Source organism: Nonomuraea cypriaca, from assembly GCF_015645445.1.
Taxonomy (GTDB): domain Bacteria; phylum Actinomycetota; class Actinomycetes; order Streptosporangiales; family Streptosporangiaceae; genus Nonomuraea; species Nonomuraea cypriaca.
Genome location: NZ_JADOGI010000064.1, coordinates 1 through 19,398, shown reverse-complemented (window position 1 = coordinate 19,398; position 19,398 = coordinate 1). Strand labels below are relative to the sequence as shown.

19 protein-coding genes and 2 pseudogenes are annotated in these 19,398 nt (G+C 68.7%); 8 read left to right on the top strand and 13 right to left on the bottom strand.

The annotated features are described in order from the left end of the window. The first annotated feature begins 110 nt into the window (after positions 1-110). Complete coding sequence (locus ITP53_RS21885) at positions 111-644, top strand: YbhB/YbcL family Raf kinase inhibitor-like protein (protein WP_195897286.1); 534 nt, start codon at positions 111-113, stop codon at positions 642-644. Positions 645-710: 66 nt separating this feature from the next. Here ITP53_RS21885 and ITP53_RS21880 read toward each other — a convergent pair. The 3 genes and pseudogenes from ITP53_RS21880 to ITP53_RS21870 form a co-directional block, all read right to left on the bottom strand. Further along, positions 711-1,004: pseudogene (locus ITP53_RS21880) on the bottom strand (helix-turn-helix domain-containing protein); the annotation flags it as partial. An 85-nt stretch (positions 1,005-1,089) separates the two neighbouring features. Beyond that, positions 1,090-1,731, bottom strand: a pseudogene (locus ITP53_RS57775) (FAD-binding oxidoreductase); the annotation flags it as partial. A 175-nt stretch (positions 1,732-1,906) separates the two neighbouring features. Then, a complete protein-coding gene (locus ITP53_RS21870) occupies positions 1,907-2,320 on the bottom strand; it encodes a DUF6223 family protein (protein ID WP_195897285.1) in 414 nt (137 codons plus the stop codon). 219 nt (positions 2,321-2,539) lie between these two features. Between ITP53_RS21870 and ITP53_RS21865 the strand changes: the two genes are divergently transcribed. After that, on the top strand, positions 2,540-3,667 hold the full coding sequence (locus ITP53_RS21865) for a sensor histidine kinase (RefSeq protein ID WP_195897284.1): 1,128 nt from the start codon (positions 2,540-2,542) through the stop codon (positions 3,665-3,667). Then, a complete protein-coding gene (locus ITP53_RS21860) occupies positions 3,664-4,326 on the top strand; it encodes a response regulator (protein WP_195897283.1) in 663 nt (220 codons plus the stop codon). The genes ITP53_RS21865 and ITP53_RS21860 overlap by 4 nt, the downstream gene beginning before the upstream one ends. Before the next feature lie 19 nt (positions 4,327-4,345). Here ITP53_RS21860 and ITP53_RS21855 read toward each other — a convergent pair whose 3' ends face one another. Continuing rightward, positions 4,346-4,705, bottom strand: a complete 360-nt coding sequence (locus ITP53_RS21855; protein ID WP_328815319.1) for an SDR family NAD(P)-dependent oxidoreductase — start codon at positions 4,703-4,705, stop codon at positions 4,346-4,348. 140 nt (positions 4,706-4,845) lie between these two features. Between ITP53_RS21855 and ITP53_RS21850 the strand changes: the two genes are divergently transcribed. After that, complete coding sequence (locus ITP53_RS21850; RefSeq protein ID WP_195897282.1) at positions 4,846-6,348, top strand: Tn3 family transposase; 1,503 nt, start codon at positions 4,846-4,848, stop codon at positions 6,346-6,348. 306 nt (positions 6,349-6,654) lie between these two features. Here ITP53_RS21850 and ITP53_RS21845 read toward each other — a convergent pair whose 3' ends face one another. The 5 genes from ITP53_RS21845 to ITP53_RS21830 form a co-directional block, all read right to left on the bottom strand. After that, positions 6,655-7,560: a CPBP family intramembrane glutamic endopeptidase gene (locus tag ITP53_RS21845; protein ID WP_195897281.1), complete on the bottom strand. Its 906-nt coding sequence runs from the start codon at positions 7,558-7,560 to the stop codon at positions 6,655-6,657. Between the two features lie 53 nt (positions 7,561-7,613). Continuing rightward, the gene (locus ITP53_RS21840; protein ID WP_195897314.1) at positions 7,614-8,177 is read right to left on the bottom strand and encodes a DUF3887 domain-containing protein; all 564 of its coding nucleotides are present in this window, start codon (positions 8,175-8,177) and stop codon (positions 7,614-7,616) included. A 498-nt stretch (positions 8,178-8,675) separates the two neighbouring features. After that, positions 8,676-9,383: a hypothetical protein gene (locus tag ITP53_RS21835; RefSeq protein ID WP_328815316.1), complete on the bottom strand. Its 708-nt coding sequence runs from the start codon at positions 9,381-9,383 to the stop codon at positions 8,676-8,678. Next, positions 9,368-9,559 (bottom strand): hypothetical protein, encoded by a 192-nt coding sequence (locus ITP53_RS60390; RefSeq protein ID WP_328815314.1) that lies wholly within the window; start codon positions 9,557-9,559, stop codon positions 9,368-9,370. The genes ITP53_RS21835 and ITP53_RS60390 overlap by 16 nt, the downstream gene beginning before the upstream one ends. Positions 9,560-9,730: 171 nt before the next feature. Further along, positions 9,731-10,033, bottom strand: coding sequence for a recombinase family protein (locus ITP53_RS21830; protein ID WP_195897280.1), 303 nt, complete (start codon positions 10,031-10,033; stop codon positions 9,731-9,733). Positions 10,034-10,577: 544 nt separating this feature from the next. Here ITP53_RS21830 and ITP53_RS59355 point away from each other — a divergent pair. The 3 genes from ITP53_RS59355 (at position 10,578) to ITP53_RS21815 (ending at position 13,753) form a co-directional block, all read left to right on the top strand. Then, entirely contained in the window at positions 10,578-11,639 is a 1,062-nt protein-coding gene (locus ITP53_RS59355) for a pentapeptide repeat-containing protein (protein ID WP_195897279.1), read from the top strand. Then, positions 11,639-12,502: an ABC transporter substrate-binding protein gene (locus ITP53_RS21820; protein WP_195897278.1), complete on the top strand. Its 864-nt coding sequence runs from the start codon at positions 11,639-11,641 to the stop codon at positions 12,500-12,502. The genes ITP53_RS59355 and ITP53_RS21820 overlap by 1 nt, the downstream gene beginning before the upstream one ends. A gap of 81 nt (positions 12,503-12,583) precedes the next feature. After that, positions 12,584-13,753 (top strand): WD40 repeat domain-containing protein, encoded by a 1,170-nt coding sequence (locus tag ITP53_RS21815; RefSeq protein WP_195897277.1) that lies wholly within the window; start codon positions 12,584-12,586, stop codon positions 13,751-13,753. A gap of 24 nt (positions 13,754-13,777) precedes the next feature. Here the strand turns inward: ITP53_RS21815 and ITP53_RS21810 are convergent, their stop codons facing one another. The 3 genes from ITP53_RS21810 to ITP53_RS60385 all read right to left on the bottom strand — a co-directional run bounded on the left by ITP53_RS21810 (position 13,778) and on the right by ITP53_RS60385 (position 18,218). Continuing rightward, entirely contained in the window at positions 13,778-16,228 is a 2,451-nt protein-coding gene (locus ITP53_RS21810; protein WP_195897313.1) for an excinuclease ABC subunit UvrA, read from the bottom strand. A gap of 446 nt (positions 16,229-16,674) precedes the next feature. Continuing rightward, positions 16,675-17,085, bottom strand: coding sequence for a VOC family protein (locus ITP53_RS21805; RefSeq protein WP_195897276.1), 411 nt, complete (start codon positions 17,083-17,085; stop codon positions 16,675-16,677). Positions 17,086-17,291: 206 nt separating this feature from the next. Further along, a complete protein-coding gene (locus ITP53_RS60385) occupies positions 17,292-18,218 on the bottom strand; it encodes an AraC family transcriptional regulator (RefSeq protein ID WP_195897275.1) in 927 nt (308 codons plus the stop codon). 41 nt (positions 18,219-18,259) lie between these two features. On the opposite strand from ITP53_RS60385, the gene ITP53_RS21795 reads away from it, so the two are divergent. Then, entirely contained in the window at positions 18,260-19,171 is a 912-nt protein-coding gene (locus ITP53_RS21795) for an SDR family NAD(P)-dependent oxidoreductase (protein WP_195897274.1), read from the top strand. A gap of 133 nt (positions 19,172-19,304) precedes the next feature. On the opposite strand, the gene ITP53_RS61180 is transcribed toward ITP53_RS21795, so the two are convergent. Next, a partial coding sequence (locus ITP53_RS61180; protein ID WP_195897273.1) for a phosphatidate cytidylyltransferase occupies positions 19,305-19,398 on the bottom strand: 94 nt, incomplete at its 5' end.

Below are 19,398 nucleotides of genomic sequence, written 5' to 3'. Positions count from 1 at the left end.
ATAATCGATTATTCGTGTTATTGTCGATGATGTCCGGATGGCGTCCCTCGAGGGCTCCATCGCGGGCCGGCATGTTGACTGACCCACCATCTCCGTAGAGGAACAATGCGATGAACGCCAACAACCCCTTTGCCCGCCTCCCCGAGGTGCCCTCCTTCACCCTCACCAGCACCACGCTGACCGACGGCGCCCTCTGGCCCGCTGAGCAGATGTCCGGCGGCGTCCCGGGCGGCAAGGACGTCTCTCCGCAGCTGTCATGGAGCGGCGCCCCCGAGGGGACGAAGAGCTACGCCGTGACGGTGTACGACCCGGACGCGCCGACCGGCTCCGGGTTCTGGCACTGGGCCGTGGCCGACATCCCCGCCACGGTCACCGAACTGCCTGAGGGCGCGGGCGACGAGACCGGCTCGGGTCTTCCGAAGGGCGCCTGCCAACTGCCCAACGACGCCCGCGCGGCACGCTTCATCGGCGCGGCCCCGCCGGCGGGGCACGGCCCGCACCGCTACTTCATCGTGGTGCACGCCCTCGACGTCGAGACCATCGGCGTCCCGGCCGAGGCCACCCCTGCCTACCTCGGCTTCACCATCGCCGGCCACATCCTCGGCCGCGCGGTCCTGACCGCCACCGCCGAGACCCCCGCCTGACCGCCGAAGCCGGCGACGGCTGTAGGAGGCGACGTGGTCGCTCCTACAGCCAGTTCGCGCCAAGGGTCAGGGCTGTTCAGGGGTTCGCGGGACGAGCAGCCCCCGGTTGAACGCCTCGGTGACGGCGGCGGCGCGGTCGTTCACCCCGAGCTTGGCGTAGATGTTCAGCATGTGGGACTTGACGGTGGCCTCGGTGAGGAACAGTCTGGCCGCCACCTCCCGGTTCGTTGCTCCGGCCGCCACCAACTGGAGCACTTCGACCTCGCGCGGGCTGAGCGGTCCCGGGGCGGGCCGGCGTACCCGGTTCATCAGCAGGGCCGCCACCGACGGCGCGAGCACCGCCTCGCCCCGGGCCGCCGCCCCCGCCGGTGTGCGCCCACCACAGGTCGCGGTTCGGATCGTCCGGCTCGCGGGTGGCGACCACCGCGCGGGCGGTGCCGTCGCGGTCGACCACCACGACCTCCACGCCGTACAGGTGATCCACCACCGAGCCGTACCGCCGGGACAGCGGCCCGTACCCGCCGCCCGCGAAGTGTCCACCGGCGCCCACCTCCGGGCAACCGCCACCGGGGATGGTCACACCCCAGCCTGTGAGCAGCGTCCGGTACACGTGACCGAGAGTGGCTCCGGGTTGCACGGCGAACGCCCGCCGGTCGGCGTCGTAGCCGACCGCGTCCATCGGCGAGAGGTCCAGCAGCACCTTCACCGCGGGATCGGCGGTGAAGTTCTCGAAGCAGTGCCCCCCACTGCGCACCGCGACCCGCCGGCCTGACCGCACCGCCTCCGACACGGCGCGCACCACCTGATCGGTCGACCCGGCCACGCGGATCTCGTCCGGGTGGCCGGCGAACCGGAAGTTGTTGCCACGCAACAGGTTGTCGTACCGCGGGTCGCCCGGACGTACCTTCACCGGTCCGAACACCGCCGCGTCCGCTTCCGCCGACGCGGCATGGGCACCCCACGCGCCGGCCGCCACGGTGCCCGCCACGGTGACCACCCCAGCAACCGCCGCCGTACCCGCGCCAGCGAGCAGCCCACGACGACTCACCGCCGCACCGCCGGGATGGCTCGCATTCCCTGCTGGCATGTGTCTCGCTCCTTTTCGACTGGAGGCCGTCAGCCTCTCAATCCGGCAGCGAGCCGCACATCAACCCATGTCATGAATCGGCGGCTGAACCCTCCACCCCACCGAACGGCTGATCCGCCCCCACCGAACGGATGACCGGCTTCAGCCGCCTGCGGACAGGAGGGTGAGCGCGCGGTCAGCCGGTGCGGCGGGAGCGGGACAGAGCCAGCCCGCCGAGTACCATGCCGATCAGACCCACCACCAGGGCCACGATGCCCCCGCCCAGCCCGTTGCCGGTGCCGAGACCGCCGTCGGAGGTGACCACCACCAGCCCGCCGATGGCCATGCCGATCAGACCCGCCATCAGGGCCACGATGGCCCCGTTTCTCCCGTTGCCGGTGCCGATACGGCCGGCGGAGCGGGCCAGGGCCAGCCCGCCGATGACCACGCCGGCCAGCCCCAGCAGCGCGGCCACGATGGCCCCGAGCCGCCCGGAGCTCATGGCGTACACACTGGCGGGGTCCGGCTGGACCGAGACGTGCGCGACCGCCGGCGTGACAAGCTCGAAACCCCCGAGCAGGACGGTGGTGAGCAGGTGACGGACGGACATGAGGTGCTCCTTCTCATCCTACGAATGGACCTCGCTCGATCATGTCCGCCGGACCCGCCGCCGATCGTCCCGCGGAGGCGGGCAATTCGCACTGCCGCCGATGCCGTGGCCGGCTGCCGCGGACGCCGCAGGAGCCGCGGAATGTACTGCGTGTGCGGTAGGCGGCTGATCATCCGTACGCAGGTGTCGCCCGCGCGCACATCCGGTTATGGTGCGCGCATGAGCACAGGACTGTCCGGTGTCCGGGCACGTGTCATGGACTGGGCGATCGCCGTCGGCGTGGCGGCGGCGCTGCTGGTCACCGGGCTGTCCGGGCAGCACTCCGCCACGTACCGCGACCTGCTCGGCTACGCGCTGCTGACGGCCGGCGGCCTGGTGCTGGCCGCGCGCCGCCGGGCGCCGGTTCCCGTCCTGGCCGTCACCGGGCTGTGCGCGGTGGGTTACCAGGCGGCCGGGTTCGACGTGCCCGCCGTCGCGTACCTGTTCGCGGTGTACGCCGCCGTACGCGCGGGACACCGCACCATCACGGTGGCGGCGAGCGTGATCATGCTGGCCGCTCTCCCCCTCGCGGCGATGGCCTCGGGCCTGCACGACACGGGCGAGGCGTTCGCGCAGGCCAGAGGTGCCCTGGAGCTGGCCTGGCTGATCGCGGCCAGCGCCGCGGGTGAAGCGCTGCGGCAGGCCGAGCGGCGGGCGGACGAAGCCGAGCGCACCCGGGAGGAGACCGCGCGCCGCCGCGCCGACGAGGAGCGGCTGCACATCGCGCGGGAGCTGCACGATTCGCTCACCCACCAGATCTCGATCATCAAGGTGCAGGCCGAGGTCGCCGTCCACGTGGCACGCAAGCGAGGCGAACAGGTGCCTGAGGCCCTGCTGGCGATCCAGGAGGCCGGACGTGAGGCGACCAGGGAGCTGCGCGCGACCCTGGAGGCGCTGCGCGACGACGACACGACCCCGCCGCGCGGGCTCGACCACGTCGCGGAACTGGTCGAACGGGCTCGGACGACCGGCCTGGACGCGACGCTGACGATCGAGGGACAACGACATGACGTGCCGGCCGCGGTGGACCGGACCGTCTACCGGATCGTTCAGGAGTCCCTCACCAACATCGCCCGGCACGCCGCCGCCGCGACGGCGTCGGTCCGGATCGACTACCGTCCCGACGCCCTCGCGATACGCGTCGATGACGACGGCACGGCCACGCCGGACACCGCCCCGGTGCCCGGCGTGGGACTGCTCGGGATGCGCGAACGCGTCACCGCCCTCGGCGGTCGCCTGCTGGCGGCACCGCGCGGCGAGGGCGGCTTCACCGTACAAGCTGAACTTCCCGTGGAACGAACGTCATGATCCGTGTCGTACTGGTCGACGACCAGCCGCTCCTGCGCAGCGGATTCCGCGCGCTCCTCGACCTCGAAGACGACATCGAGGTGGTGGCCGAGGCCGCCGACGGGAAGGAGGGCCTGGCTCTGGTCAGGGAACACCTGCCCGACATCGCGCTCATCGACATCCAGATGCCGGTCGTCGACGGCATCGAGGCGACCAGGCGCATCGCCGCGGACCCGGCCCTGGCCGGGGTGCACGTCGTCATCCTGACCAACTACGGCTTGGACGAATACGTCTTCAACGCGCTGCGCGCCGGCGCGGCCGGATTCCTCGTCAAAGACATCGTGCCGGAAGACTTCCTCCACGCCGTACGCGTCGCCGCGCGCGGCGACGCCCTGCTCGCACCGTCGATCACCCGCAAGCTGATCAACCGGTACGTCACCCAGCCGCTCCACACCGGCACCGGCACGGAGCTGAAGGAGCTGACCAACCGCGAACGCGAGGCCGTCGCCCTGGTCGCGCAGGGCCTGTCCAACGACCAGATCGCCGACCGCATGGTGATCAGCTCGCTGACCGCGAAAACCCATATCAACCGGGCCATGACCAAGCTCCATGCCCGTGACCGCGCCCAACTCGTGGTCCTCGCCTACGAATCCGGCCTGGTGGTCCCACGCGGCTCCTGACATCCACGGCGAAGGCCGGTCATAGCGCGTGGCCTCCGGCGACCTGCAGAACCTGGCCGGTGATCCAGCGGGCCTGATGGGAGGCCAGATACACCACCGCGTCGGCGATGTCATCCGGCTCGCCGACCCGGCCCATCGGCACGATCGCCGTAGCCTGCGCGATGAGGTCCTCCCCGATCCAGCCGGTCTGGACAGGGCCCGGGGCGACGGCGTTCACCCGGATGCCTCGTGCCGCCAGGTCCAGTGCGGTGGATCGGGTGAGCGCTTCGAGCGCGGCCTTCGATGTCGGGGTCCCGGTAGCAATGAAGAAATTTTCAACGAAGTAGCGTCTGACCTGCGGAAACGCAGGAGTTGACCTCCTGTGGCGGTTGATGATCACTGCCGCTACGGTCGTTCCGGTTTTGTCCGGTACGGCACGTGGAGTGGTGCGTTGTCAGAGAAGATGTTCTCCGAGGAGCAGTTGGAGCAGTTGCGCTCGTTCCCGGAGATCAGCGCAGATGAGTTGAGTACTGCCGCCTGGTGAGCAAGCCGCCGAACGCGGCTGAAGCACTGGCGCAGGGCAAGGAGGAACTGCACGAGGCTCTGGAGGAACTGGGGAAGACGCTGGCCCAGGCGCTGCCGGATGACACCGGCATGGTCCGGCTGGATGAGGACGAGCATCTGGTGGTGCCGCCGCTGTCGGCCGAGGACGTGCCTGCCGAGGCCAAGGCGCTGAAGGACGAGCTGGCCGCGATGCTGCCGTTCGCGCCGATCGCCTCGCTGCTGATCGAGCTGGACGCCCGCACGCACTTCCTGGACTGCTTCACCCACGCCGGTGGGCGCAAGCTCAGCACGTCCGTGGAGACCAAGCGCAACATCCTGGCCGTGCTCATCGCGATGTCCACGAACCTGGGCCTGGCCCGGATGTCGGAGGCGTGTGGAGTGTCCTACGACGTGCTGGCCTGGACGATGGAGTGGTACGTGCGGGAGGAGACGCTGCGCGAGGCCAACACGGTCATCGTCGACCACCACTACGGCCTGGAGCTGGCCAAGGTGTTCGGCGGCGGCACCATGAGCTCCTCCGACGGCCAGCGCTTCCCCGTCCGCGGCAAGGCCGTGACCGGTCGGACCATGGTCATTCACGGCGGTCAGGTGCTGTCCACCTACACCCATGTCTCCGACCAGTGGTCGACGTACGGCACGAAGATCATCGTGCCGACGGCGCGGGAGGCGCACTACGTGCTGGACGATTTCCTGGGCAACGCGACCGACCTTCCGATCGCCGAGCACGCGACCGATACTCACGGAGCCACGTTGATCAACTTTGCCCTGTTCGACCTGGTCGGCAAGGCGCTCACGCCGCGGTTGCGGGACCTGACCCGGGTCGCCCTGGTGCGGGACGAGACCCCGACCGAGATCGCCAAGCGCTACCCGCACGCCGGGCCGCTGCTGGGTGCGCGCTGGAATGAGGACCTCATCGCCAGCTGCTGGCCGGACCTGTTGCGGATGGCCGGGTCGCTGAAGTACGGCCAGGCCACTGCCTCGCTGATCGTCGGCAAGTGGTCGGCCGCCTCGCGGCAGAACACCCTGGCCGCCGCGTTGAAGGAGTGGGGCATGCTCAGAAGGACCGTGCACCTGGCCAAGTACCTCTCGGACCCGGCCTTCAGGAGGAAGATCTCGCGGCAGCTGAACAAGGGGGAAAGCCTGCACGCGCTGCGCCGTGACCTGCACTACGCCCAGCAGGGCACCATCACCCGCCCGCATCTGGAGCAGCAGACGGAGCAGGCGTGGTGCCTGACCCTGCCACCCCTCTCGTGGTTACGGCCCGTTCTGGGTGAGCGCAATGATGACTTGGAGCATGCCGTAGGCGGCCGTCATGGTCTCGGCGTCGAAGGCGACGGTGCGCCCGCTCCTGATGACGCCGGGCAGGAGTGCGGCCAGATCAGCCGTACGCGGCTAGTGCAGGTTGACCTCGAAGCAGATCGCGCCCTCGTCGAGCTGGTCTGGACGCAACTGCTGGAGCAAGGATGGACGTCCCGCTGACGCGCTGAGAGAGGTTCATCCAGCTTGTTCATCCAGCTTGTTCATCCAGCCGGTTGATAACGATGGAGACCGTCGAAGACCTGTTTTCGGGCGACCTGCCCCTTCGCCGTCGAGGTGCCCGTCAACCTGCCGCGACCTTGAAACCGTCTGCTTGCAGAGATCGCCGCAGAGAGCGGGATCACGCTCCCCGCGCTGCAGGAGATTCGTGACCAGGGAAAGATCACTGTCCGGGAGTTAGGGTCCCGTGGGGCAGGGGGCCCAGGGTTTCCTGGTAAGCCTGTGGTTTCAGTGAGACGAGCTTCACGGTCATGGGTGCTTCGCGGAAGCGAACTGTCCCGTGGCGATCAGGATCACGACGAGCGCGAGCGGCACGATCCACCCGCTCCAGCCGAGGATCGTCGCCTGCGTGGTGTCGACGTGCTCGCCGGCCTTGGCGAACAGGAGGTAGGTCCCGCCCGCCCCATTGAACGCGGCATGCGCGAGGGCCGCGGGCCACACGGACCCCGATCGGAGCCGCAGCCAACCGAAGACCGCGCCGACCAGGATGCACATGCCGACCATCGCAGTCACGCCTAGCCAGCCCGGCGCATCCGGGTAGTTGTACCCGAGGAGGATGAGCGGAGCGTGCCAAAGGCCCCAGATCACGCCCGAGATCAGGAGGGCTGGGAGTGTACCGAGCGGCATCAGTTTCGGCAGCAGCCACCCTCGCCACCCGAGTTCCTCCCCCAGCGCCGGGATGAGGTTGATGAACGCCGCCAAAGGGAGTGCGGCGAGCTGGATGGCGATGAGCGCGCCGATCGGTATCGGGACTTCGGCCACTCCCGCGGCGCCCGCTTGCTCGTCGAGAACCTGCTGGAACGCGGAGAAGTTCACAAAATCGGCCGGAAAGACACCCAGCAGCGCACCGACCGGGAGCGCCACCAGGACGAGCGCGATGGACACGATGATCCCCACCGCCCCATAGCCGAGCAGTCTCCGGACCGGTCGCAACGGCCACAGCCCGAGCGTCCACACCTTCTGCTGCGGCCGCTCCACGAAGAACACGACGACAAGGGCGGCGATCGCGGGGGTCATCATCGTGGCGGCGGCCACGACGGTGAACCAGGAGCTGGCGAGTCCGTCACCGAACCAGAGCGGAAGCGCGAGAAGCCAGGCGAGCCCGAACGCCAAGGTGGTGAACACGCCGATGGATCGCAGATCACGGCTGCTCATGCGGGGTCCGCCTCGGGTCGTGGCCGTCTTCGATCCGCCCGGAGATTCGATGGTCACGACGTCTGCCTTTCGAGGATGTGCAGACCGGCGATGGTGCGGTCGTCGCGGAACGCGATCCGTGCCGTGTAGTCGCCCGCCTCCAACGAGAGCGGCGTGTTCGTGATCGTCAGGTCGCCGGCCCGGGTGATCTCAGGCTCTCCAAGCCCCTCGAAAGCTCCCGACAGGCCGACGATCTGCGCCCACGCGGCCGCGAGCGCATCCTCCGACAAGCCATCGCGCATGCTCGGATCGAACTGCTCGGTGACACGCGTCCATTGCCCGGATGCGAGGTCCTCGATCACCGAGGCGGCCAGTTCGGCGACGCCGGGTAGCGGCGTGGTGTTCATTGGTTCTCCTGTTCTTGGATCGATCGGTTTGCCATAGCGCTGAAACGCCGCCTGCCGGCTCACGCCGAGCGCATCACCGATGACCTGCCACGTAGCGCCGTGCTGTCGTGCCTGCTGCACGACAGCACGCACGACGTCATCGGCGGCCGCCTGCATGCTCACGGCGCGCCCTATCGAGTCGGCCCAGTCGTCGCTCCTCGTCAGGACACGTGCGGCGAGGAACGCCTCCATACGCGCTTTCAAGGCCCGCAGCGCCTCCGTCAACGTTTCTTGCATTTGTAAAGCATATCTTTACAAATCGGCTGTGCGTCAAGAGGGATTGCTGGGACCATCCGGCTGGAATCGAACGCTAGCGAGCGTTTTCGCAGCTCAGTGCCTTGACCTTGCGATGCCCCGGTCCGCGGCAATTCCCGGATTTACTGCGGACCGGGGCATCGGGTCCAGCCGAGATACGCGGGTAAAACCGGCTACGAGTCGATCGTGAGTGCGTCGGGGCCCTGCCGGGTGACGGCGCCGGCGTTTCACAGGCGGACATCATCTTGAGCCGCTGCTCGTTGCGTGGCACCTGACCTGGGCGGCCCTCGTTGGAGACGGTGTCCACAACGAGGCCGCAGGCGATCTGAGAAGCTCCGGTCGGCAGGGGCCGATCGTGACCGAAGAGCAGCTCGCGGGAGCCGGTGCGGGAGCGGACTTTGAGTTGACCAACGTGGTATCAGCCACCATCGGTCGTTAGGGAGCCGGCGGGTCCACGGCGCGCATGGCGTCGGCGATCCAGGCATAAGGCATGGAGTCATGCTCCTCCTCGGTCGCAGTCCCGTTGATCAGCGCCACCAGAGACAGGTACCGGCCGTGAGCGTCGTCGTAGACGGGGCTCTCGGACGTGGCTTCCTCTTCGGCGATCTGGCGCATGATGTCGGGTATCTGCCGGTATCCGTCGGCCATCCGGTTGCGGACTTCGGGGGTGAGCGGTGTGTCGGACAGCGCGGTGGCCGCTTCCATGAAGCGTGTGACGGCCTGCTGGGCCCAGGGGGACCGGGGAGACTCTCCGGCGCGGTACGCGGCGAGGAGTTCCTCTACGAGCCGGGCCCCACTCACGTGCATGAAGTCCTGAAACGGCTCGGTCACCAGGACTCGGGTCTCCGGTGTGGACCAGATGTCTTGCAGGTAGGTACGGACCGCGTCGCGGAACACCGGGTCCCGCACCAGGTCGGCCAGGTCGATCCACGCCTCGAGCTGGGCGGCCATGAGGTCCGCGGGCAGAACCGGGCGCATCGTCCGCAACCGGTCGACGACGTTCTCGGGGACGTCCAGGTCCTCGCCGACGTCGTTCCAGAAATCATCGATGGTCTGTTCGCGTTCCTCGTCGGTCATCCAGACGAGCTTGTGCATCAGGTCGGCCTGAGCGGTGCCGCCCTGTTTGATCAGGGTCCTGAGCACCGCCCGCCTGGCCCGCAGGGTGCGCTCCTGGCGCTCGACGAACTCCAGGTGTGTGGTGAGCAGGTCGTGCAGGGTCGTGCCGCCTTCGAGCAGGCGGCGAATCTCCTCCAGGTCGTGTCCAACTCGCGCAGGGTGCGGACGAGTTCCAGCCGGGCAATAGCGTGGATGTCGTACATCCGGTGGCCAGCCTCGTTCAGGTCCGTGGGCTCGATCAGCCCGGTGTCGGCCTAGAACCGGACAGCGCTCACGCTCAGGCCCCTGCGGCGCGCGGCGTCTCCGATGGGGTACAGCTCGTAGTCGTTCATGGGGCCACTGTGGTACCTCAAGCCTCTTGAGGCGCAAGCCGATTACCATTGATGTCCTGAGTGCGTAATCAGCTTCCCGCTTCTAACATCTCGGCTGGCACCGTGGGTTGTTCGACGGCAGGGCCGGTCCAGGGAGGGCGCCACGAGAGTGTCGCCGGGGCGCAGGTAGTCCAGCGCTTTCCAGAGTTCCTCGCGCTCGGCGTTCTTCCCGGATTTCTTGTCGGCGAAGACGCGGATGCAGCCCACCGCGGTGAGGGCGGCCATCTGGCGGTCCAGGAGCTGGCCGGCCGGGCCGCCTCGGATGCGAGCGCGCCCCCCTCCAGAACACGACACCGCACCACTCATGCATACCAGCGGTCATCCGGTCGCGGTTGGTGAACGCCCGGAACTCGACCTGGTACGGCTCACTCAACCCGACCGCTTCCACCATGCGCCCCTCCTCTCCACCGGGCGACTGGTCCGTTGCGCCGCCAAAACGTGTAGGCACTCATAACCTACTGCGTGGGCACCTAACGGACGGGCGCAGGGGCGCTCGCGGAGTCCCGCAGGCCTCGGGCGGTGCAGCCCTTTTCGCGATGAAGCATTATCCCTATATGTCTGAGCCATTATCCAGAGAGCAAAAGCAACGCATCGTTTATATCCCGAAATAAATGGACATATCGCTCATAGCTCGCATGTCTTCGAGCCAGGTAATGCCGATCATCGCAATCTCGCGACTATTGACAAGGCGAGCTGGCATATACTCGCTCAGGCAGCGATCAGAACGTACCGGAAAGATGTCGCAGGCGGGCTGGACATGTCTGATCCAAGATTCATTTCGCGATTATCTCGCGTGCGACGTGCGTCACCGGCGCGGCCTTCGGCCGCTGCCCCCAATCCCCCCGTAGCCGTGACCGGCGACTGGAAGGCCTCGTCCGGGTGGCTCGCGTGGTTCACCGCCCTGGGCACCTTCCTGGCCGGGATCGGCACCGCGGCGGCCCTGTTCTTCGCCTCCCTCTCCGCGAGGGGCGCGCTGGAGGCGGTGGCGGTCTCCCGCGACCAGCTCGACCAGGCACGCGACGCCGAGCGAAGCGAGCAGTTCGCCAACGCGCTCGGCCAGCTCTCCTCGAAGAGCCTGCCGGTCCGGCTCAGCGGGATCTACACCATGGAGCGGGTGGCCGCCGACTCGGTCCGCGACCAGCCGACGATCGTCGAGGCGTTGTGCGCCTTCGTCCGCAGCACGACGCGCGGCCTGAGGCCGCGCGGCGACGACCCCATCGCCGCACGACCGGAGCTGGACACCCAGGCGATTCTCAACGTGATCGGCCGGCGCAAGGAGCGCAAGCAGCCTGACGTGGTGGACCTCCGTCAGGCCTATCTCGCCGGGGCGGTGCTCGACACCGCCCGCCTGCCCTACGCGGACCTCTCGGGGGCGACACTCAACTCGGCGACGTTCAAGTCGGCTGACATGCGCAACGCCCGTTTGCGGGACGCCAGGCTCAAGAGAGCCGATCTCAATCTCGCGGTACTGGATCATGCGGAACTACGCGAGGCGCAACTCCAGGGCGCCGACCTCATAGCCGCCAAAATGACCGGAGCGCGCCTGGGCGGAGCCAGGGTGACGCGCGCGAAATTGCATGGAGCGGTCCTCAACGCGGCACGTCTGGCCGACACGGATTTCACCAGGAGCGACCTCAGAGGCGCCAGGCTCGTCAACGCGATCGGGCCGGGAGCGAAATTCGTCAGGACCGATCTCAGCGGAGCCGACCTCACCGGGGCGAACCTCGCCGGCGCCGACTTCAAGCGCGTGAAAATGGTCGAGACAAATCTGGGTTCCGCCGACCTCACGAACGCGCGCAACCTCACGCTGGCCCAGTTGCGGACGGCCAGGGGAATCAACGCGAGCACCAGGCTGCCGGAAAGGTTCGGCTGGTCGGAAGGAGCAGGTGTGTGGGAAAAGACGGAACCCTGATGCGCGGGGCCGCGAACATCGTGGTGCGACCGCTCCTCGCGGCCGTGCTCGCGCTCTTTCCACTCGCCGGATGCGCCGGCGGGCAGGAAGTGAGAATCGTGTCGCTTTCCCCTTCCGCCACCGAGATCCTCTACGCGGTCGGCGCCGGCGACCAGATCGTGGCCGTGGACGAGCAGTCGTCCTTTCCGGCGGATGCCAAAAGCAAGATAAACGAGGAGTTGTCCGGCCTCAATCCGAACGTGGAGCGCATTCTCGGGCTCCGGCCCACCCTCGTCGTGCTGTCGGAGAGAACCCCCGCCGCCGGCCCCAACAGCATCCTGCCCGCGCTGGAGGCGCAGCAGGTGGGCATACTCCTGCAGCCCGCGCCGGATGACCTCGAAGGCGTCTACGCCCAGATCGGCGAGATCGGCAGGAGGACCGGGCACGAGGACGAGGCCGCGCGCCTGGTGGAGTCCATGCGGAAGCGCATCGACGAGACCGTCGCGGCCACTCCGAAGAACTCGTACAAGACCTATTACCACGAGCTCGACAACGCGTATTTCTCGATCACCTCGAACACCTTCATCGGCTCCATATACAAGAGGTTCAACCTGAGGAGCATAGCCGACAAATACGATCTGGAAGGCGGCGGATATCCGCAACTCACCGCCGAACAGGTACGGGCCGAGAAACCCGACCTCATCTTCCTGGCGGACAAGAACTGCTGCGGCCAGAGCCCGAAGACGGTCGCCGCCCGCTCGAACTGGCAGAGCATTCCCGCGGTACGCAACAGAAAGGTGGTCGCGCTCGATGACGACGTCGCGTCACGGTGGGGACCCCGCCTGCAATTACTGGTCGAGGAGATTTCGAAGGCGCTGCGATAGGCAGTGGACGGGAAGAAGATGAGCAAGCCGGTGAAGGACGCCGAGGTGGCTCGGCGAACCGTTCTGAAAGGTGGGCTCGCCGTGGCGGGAATCGCGTGGGGAACGGGCTCGGGGGACGCCGCGCGCACGCCGGCGGACCGGCCGACGTCACTTCCCGCCGGCGAGGGCGTGCCTCCCGCACTGCGATCCCGCCTGGAACTCGCGGGAAGAGGGGTGCGGTTTCCCCCGAACGCCACCCCGGCGACGGCGCTGCCCATCACCGCCAACGGCACCACGTACCAGATGGCGCAAACCCTGGCCTGGCTGGACGACGACCACTTCGCGGTCGGGCGATGGGACGGGTCCATGACCGTCTTCGGCTTCACGGAGTCCGGCACGGCCGGCCCGCTCATCACCGAAGCGGTCAACAGCCCCGCCTTCCAGGGCGTGCGGATGCTGAGCCCGCTCGGCGAGCGTTCCATCGTCACCTCCAACGACAACAGCAGCTTCGCCCTCTGGACCTCTCCGAGCGGCTCATGGAAGGACCTGCGCCTGGTCGGGACGTACGCCTACGACGAAGCGCTCACCGTGGTCACCGGCGGGATCGCCGTGGCGGGCCACCTGGTGCTCGGTCACTCGACCGGCCACCTGTCGGTGTGGCGGGCGAGCGAGCGTCACGCGCCACGCCTCCTGCGGACGATCGACGTCAGGAACCCGGCCCCGGTCAATCCCTGGGACCTGCACGACATCTACTCCGTCGAGGTGCTCGCAGGCTCCCGGGACTCCGCGCTCGTCGTCACGGGGTCCGAGGACGGCTACGTGTGCGTGCTGGAGGTCCCCTCGGGACGTGTCCTGTCGAGGACGGTCTTCAACCCGAGCGCGCAGCGCGGCATCAACCACGTGAGCGTGCGAGGAGACGCCGTTCTCGTGGCGAACTGCTCGGTCGGGCCGTCGGACCACAACCTGTGGTACTACTCCGTCGACAGGAGCAACGGGCAGGTCACGCTCAGGGACAAGGTCAACCTGATCGTCGACACCCGGCGTCCCCAGGCGTTCAACTTCAGCACCATCTGGGGCTCCTACGCGCAGGGGCCGTGCTGGTTCGCCTCCACGGAGGAGGGCGCACTCTGGATGGGCACCGCCGGTGCGAAGCTGGAGGTCATCGGCTACCAGGAGGTGACCAGCCCGCTCGGGTCCGCCCTTGGATGGCGGGACGATCCGGGACGGCTCGCCATGGTGGCCCACGACCTGTACGAGTTCGTCACGACCTGAGTGCCATGTCCGCGAGGGCTCCGGTCAGGTGCCGACGTAGGCCGCGAGGTGCTCGCCGGTGACCGTGGAACGGGCGGCGACGAGGTCGGCGGGTGTGCCCTCGAAGACGATCCGGCCTCCGTCGTGGCCGGCGCCGGGACCGAGGTCGATGATCCAGTCGGCGTGCGCCATGACCGACTTGCCGGAGTCCACGAGCCGGTCGAGCAGGCCGAGCAGCTGCTCGACGTCGGCGAGGTGGAGACCGGTGGTCGGCTCGTCGAGGATATACACGCGATTGAGGCGAGAGGAACGCGAGCTTGCTCGCGTTCCCGAGCCGATTGAGCGTGTCGAAGCCGGCGCAGCCGGCGAATAGACGCCGCCCTTCTCCGCCATGTGGGTGGCCAGCTTGAGCCGCTGCCGCTCGCCGCCGGACAGCGTGGTGAGCGGCTGGCCGAGGCTGATGTAGCCGAGCCCGACGTCGGCGAGCCTGGTCAGGATCGCGTGCACGGCGGGGATCCGCGCCGCGCCGGCGCCGAAGAACTCCTCGGCCTCGGTCACCGACATCGCGAGCACCTCGCTGATGTCGCGGCCGCCGAGGTGGTGGTCCAGCACCGATGCCTGGAACCGCTTCCCCTCGCAGTCCTCGCAGGTGGTGGTGACACCGGCCATCATCGCCAGGTCGGTGTAGACGACGCCGGCACCGTTGCAGCCGGGGCAGGCTCCCTCGGAGTTGGCGCTGAACAACGCCGGCTTCACGCCGTTGGCCTTCGCGAACGCCTTGCGGATCGGTTCGAGCAGTCCGGTGTACGTTGCCGGGTTGCTCCTTCGCGAGCCGCGGATCGCGCCCTGGTCGACCGACACCACACCCGCGCCGGCGGGGATCGACCCGTGCACGAGCGAACTCTTGCCGGAGCCCGCGACGCCGGTGACGACGCACAGCACCCCGAGCGGGATGTCGACGTCGACGTCCTGGAGGTTGTGCGCCGTCGCGCCGCGGATCTCCAGCGTGCCGGTGGGCTTCCGCACCGTCTCCTTGAGTGCGGCCCGGTCGTCGAAATGGCGGCCGGTGAGGGTGCCGCCGGCCCGCAGCCCCTCGACGGTGCCCTCGAAGCAGACGGTGCCGCCTGCCGTACCCGCGCCGGGGCCGAGGTCGACGACGTGGTCGGCGATCGCGATCGTCTCCGGCTTGTGCTCCACGACGAGCACCGTGTTGCCCTTGTCCCGCAGCCGCAGCAGCAGGTCGTTCATCCGCTGGATGTCATGGGGGTGCAGGCCGATGGTGGGCTCGTCGAACACGTAGGTGGTGTCGGTGAGTGAGGAGCCGAGGTGGCGGATCATCTTCGTACGTTGTGCCTCGCCGCCCGACAGTGTGCCCGTCGACCGGTCGAGTGAGAGGTAGCCCAGCCCGATCTCCACGAACGAGTCGAGGATCTGCCCCAGCGTGGCGAGCAGCGGCGCCACCGACGGCTCGTCGCGGCCGCGGACCCATTCGGCCAGGTCGCTGATCTGCATCGCGCAGGCGTCGGCGATGTTGATCCCGCCGATCCGCGACGACCGGGCCGCCTCGCTGAGCCGGGTGCCGCCGCATTCGGGACAGGCGGTGAAGGTGACCGCCCGGTCCACGAACGCCCGGATGTGCGGCTGCATCGCCTCCCTATCCTTGGACAGGAACGACTTCTGGATCTTCGGGATCAGCCCCTCGTAGGTGAGGTTCACGCCTTCGACCTTCACCTTGGTCGGCTCACGGTGGAGGAAGTCGCGCATCTCCTTCTCGGTGAAGTCGCGGATCGGCTTGTCCGGGTCGAGGAAGCCCGACTCGGCGTAGGTCCGCACGGTCCACCAGCTGTCCGACTTCCAGCCCGGGATGGTGAACGCGCCCTCGGCGATCGACTTGGAGTCGTCGTAGAGCTGGGTGAGGTCGATGTCGGAGACCGTGCCCCGGCCTTCGCAGCGCGTACACATGCCGCCGGTGCGGGTGTAGGTCGCCTTCACGGCCTGCTTGCCGGCGCCGCGTTCGACGGTGATCGCACCGCTCGCCCGGACCGAGGGGACGTTGAAGGCGAACGCGCCTGGCGGGCCGATGTGCGGCTGCCCGAGCCGGCTGAAGAGGATACGCAGCAGTGCGTTGGCGTCGGTGGCGGTGCCTACTGTGGACCGGGAGTTGGCGCCCATCCGCTCCTGGTCGACGATGATCGCGGTCGTCAGCCCTTTGAGCACGTCGACCTCGGGCCGCGTCAGCGTCGGCATGAAGCCCTGCACGAAGGCGCTGTAGGTCTCGTTGATCAGCCGCTGCGACTCCGCGGCGATCGTGCCGAACACCAGCGAGCTCTTGCCCGAGCCGGAGACGCCGGTGAACACCGTCAGCCGGCGCTTCGGCAGCTCGACGCTGACGTCCTTGAGGTTGTTCACGCGTGCGCCGTGCACGCGGATCAGATCGTGGCTGTCGGCGACGTGCGGCGCGGGCGACCGCGTGTCGGTCCTCGTGGCCATGTTCATCCTGTCTCCATCCGTTACGCGGGGCCGGCTTCGCGGTCTCCGTTCGCCTGGCCCTGGGGCCGGCGCTTCTCTGTTCCTGATCGGTCTGTGTAGTCCATGCGGTGCACCTGCACAAATGGCTCGCCAGGCGCGCTCACCGGTTCCCGCGCCGGGCCAGCAGCAGGACGCAAGCCGGGTGCGCACGACGAGCCGGCCGAACACCAGCGCGCCGACCACGCCAGGCATCGTGTACGCGGCCACCGCGCCGCCGACCCACAGCCCCGCAGTCGCCTGCGGCGCGAGCTCGATGGCGAGCCACGCCACCGCGACGAAGCTCATGCCGTCCCCGAGGTACGAGACCGCGAAGCCGAGGATCAGCCGCCGGAACACCCGGTTGGCGAGCACCGGCCGGTAGGCGGAGGGGACGAGGCGTAGGAGCACCACGGGCACCTGAGATCGATCTCGTCTCAGCCCAGCTCGTTGATGCGGACGAGGTTGCCCGCGGGATCGCGGAAGGCGCAGTCGCGAACACCGTAGGGCTGCTCGGTCGGCTCCTGGACGACGTCGGCGCCGCCGGCCTGGAGCCGGGCGAAGGCGCCGTCGAGGTCGGCGGTGGCCAGGGTGATGCCGGCGTAGGTGCCCTTGGCCATCATCTCGACGATGGTGCGGCGCTCGTCGTCGCTGACGGCGGGGTCGACGGCCGGCGGCTCCAGGACGATGGAGGTGCCGGGCTGGCCGGCGGGGCCGACCGTGATCCAGCGCATCCCGTCGTATCCCACGTCTTTGCGGACCTCGAAGCCGAGGGCGTCGCGGTAGAAGGCAAGGGAGGCGTCCGGGTCGCTGTGCGGGAGGAAGCTCGCGTGAATGGTGAAGTCCATGACGGTCACGCTAGGTGCGGCACGGGCGCCGGCGCTTCTCGATTCCTGATCGGTTTCTGCCACCTGTTTCGCCGGTCACCGCGCTGATCGGGAACGCACGCCCGCCCACAAGACATACCGCGAATTGGCGGATATCCTGAGCGCCTACACCATCGTGCTGCTCCCGGGTGACCAGGACTGGGACTGACCGGAGGCCGGCAGCGCGGTCATACGGTGGTCCAGCGGCGATAGTCGCGCGGGGAGGTGCCGGTGATCCGCTTGAACGCGTTGCTCAGCGTGCTCTCCGAGCCGTAGCCGACCTCGCGGGCGATCGCCGCCACCGTCTCGTCGCCGCGGCGCAGGCGGTCGGCGGCCAGTTCGATCCGCCAGCCGGTCAGGTATTCCAGCGGGCCCTGCCCGACGACCTGCTTGAACCGGGCGGCCAGCGTCGACCGGGACACCGCCGCGACCTCGGCCAGCTGGGACACCGTCCAGGCATGAGCCGGCCGGGCGTGTACGGCCCGCAGCGCCGGGGCCACGATCGGGTCGGTGAGCCCGGCCAGCCAGCCGGACGTCTCGCCCGGCCTGGCCACCACCAGGTGCAGGCGCAGGAGGTGAATCAGCATGACCAGGGCGAGATGCTCGGTGACCAGTGTCGAGGCGAGCGGCCGCTCGCGCAGCTCGGCGTCGATCTGCTCGAGCGCCCAGCGCACGGTCGTGGCCTCGGCGGTGCGGCCGGGCACGTGGATCACCGGCGGCAGCACGTCGAGCAACAGCCCCTGGGCCCGCTCGCCGAAGCCGAACCGGCCGCCGATGAAGACCACGTCCTCGCCGGCCCCCACCCGTGCCACGCCGTCCGTGGCCGCCGCGAAGACCGGGCCGGCCGGAACAGGCCGCACCCCCACCTCGCTGGCCAGGGTGAAGGCGCGCGGCTGGGTGAGCAGGAAGCAGTCGCCCTCGGCCAGCTCGATCGGCTCAGGAACGCCGTCGACGGTGAGCACGCAGTGGCCGCGGCGGACCGCGTTGAACTTGACGCCCAGCGGCGGCTCGAACGACACCGCCCACCGGCCGCCGGCCACCAGCCCGACGGACAGGTGGCTGGTCGTGCCGACGAGGGTGAGGACATCTTCAAGGGGATCGGTTTGGACGCTCACTACGATTCCAAGTCCAACCCACGAGTTCTTACCGTTGGGTCATGACACGCATCAGCACCCCATTCAACGCCAAGACCACAGCCGCCGAGATCCTCACCGGCGTCGACCTCACCGGACGGCGGATCATCGTCACCGGCGGCTCCTCCGGGATCGGCCTCGAGACCGTCCGGGCTCTGCGTGGTGCGGGGGCCGAGGTCACCGTCGCGACCCGCAACCCCATCGGTGACCAGCGGGCTCTGGACCTGAGCGACCTCGGCTCGGTGCGCGCGTTCGTGGCCGGGTGGACCGGACCGGTGCACGCGATCGTCGCGAACGCCGGGATCATGGCGCTGCCCACCCGCCAGGTGGCCGCCAACGGCTGGGAGCTGCAACTGGCCACGAACTTCCTCGGGCATTTCGCGCTGATCACCGGCCTCCACGAGAACCTGCGGCAGGCCGGCGACTCGCGGGTGGTCATGGTGAGTTCGGGCGCTCAGCTGCGCGAGCCGTTCGACTTCGACGACCCGCACTTCGAGCGCCGCCCGTACGACTCATGGGCCGCGTACGCGCAGTCGAAAACGGCCGACGTGCTGCTCGCGGTCGCTGCCGCCCGGCGCTGGGCCGCCGACGGCATCACCGCGAACGCGCTCGAACCCGGCTACATCCACACCAACCTGCAGCGGCACCTTGACGACGCCATCATGCGGGCAGTGGGCGCGATGGACGACGAGGGGAACCTACTGACTCCGGACCATTACACGACCCCGGAACAGGGCGCCGCCACCTCGGTGCTGCTTGCCGCGTCCCCGCTGCTGAACGGCGTGACCGGCCGGTTCTTCTCGGCGGACAACCAAGAGGCCGAGGTGGTGCCGGGCGGCCCGGAGGCGACCGTCGGCGTCGCGGCCTGGTCGGTCGACCCGGTCGCCGCGGACCGCCTCTACGACTACGCGCTCGCAGCGACAGCGGACCACTGACCGCGGCCCTCGTCGCCCGCAACGAGTTCGCCGGCGGGCTTCGGGCTTTCCCAGCCGCGCCATCTGGCCGCCGTCATCGACGAGATCGTCCGCGAGCGGCGTACACCTGTCTCCAGGGGTGGCGATCAGGCGCTCAGGTGAGCAGGAGGGCCAGGGCAAGGGTGAGCAGCAGGGAATCCAGCCGGTCCAGCAGGCCGCCCGCCCCTGCCAGCCACGACGCCGAATCC

What these genes read in the sequence shown, in the direction of transcription:
- ITP53_RS21795 (WP_195897274.1), top strand. Translation starts at nt 18,260, where the DNA reads ATGACACGCATCAGCACCCCATTCAACGCCAAGACCACAGCCGCCGAG.
- ITP53_RS21840 (WP_195897314.1), bottom strand. Translation starts at nt 8,177, where the DNA reads ATGGAGGCGTTCCTCGCCGCACGTGTCCTGACGAGGAGCGACGACTGG.
- ITP53_RS21885 (WP_195897286.1), top strand. Translation starts at nt 111, where the DNA reads ATGAACGCCAACAACCCCTTTGCCCGCCTCCCCGAGGTGCCCTCCTTC.
- ITP53_RS21845 (WP_195897281.1), bottom strand. Translation starts at nt 7,560, where the DNA reads ATGAGCAGCCGTGATCTGCGATCCATCGGCGTGTTCACCACCTTGGCG.
- ITP53_RS21805 (WP_195897276.1), bottom strand. Translation starts at nt 17,085, where the DNA reads ATGGACTTCACCATTCACGCGAGCTTCCTCCCGCACAGCGACCCGGAC.
- ITP53_RS21865 (WP_195897284.1), top strand. Translation starts at nt 2,540, where the DNA reads ATGAGCACAGGACTGTCCGGTGTCCGGGCACGTGTCATGGACTGGGCG.
- ITP53_RS21820 (WP_195897278.1), top strand. Translation starts at nt 11,639, where the DNA reads ATGCGCGGGGCCGCGAACATCGTGGTGCGACCGCTCCTCGCGGCCGTG.
- ITP53_RS21810 (WP_195897313.1), bottom strand. Translation starts at nt 16,228, where the DNA reads ATGAACATGGCCACGAGGACCGACACGCGGTCGCCCGCGCCGCACGTC.
- ITP53_RS21860 (WP_195897283.1), top strand. Translation starts at nt 3,664, where the DNA reads ATGATCCGTGTCGTACTGGTCGACGACCAGCCGCTCCTGCGCAGCGGA.
- ITP53_RS60390 (WP_328815314.1), bottom strand. Translation starts at nt 9,559, where the DNA reads ATGTACGACATCCACGCTATTGCCCGGCTGGAACTCGTCCGCACCCTG.
- ITP53_RS21830 (WP_195897280.1), bottom strand. Translation starts at nt 10,033, where the DNA reads ATGAGTGGTGCGGTGTCGTGTTCTGGAGGGGGGCGCGCTCGCATCCGA.
- ITP53_RS21870 (WP_195897285.1), bottom strand. Translation starts at nt 2,320, where the DNA reads ATGTCCGTCCGTCACCTGCTCACCACCGTCCTGCTCGGGGGTTTCGAG.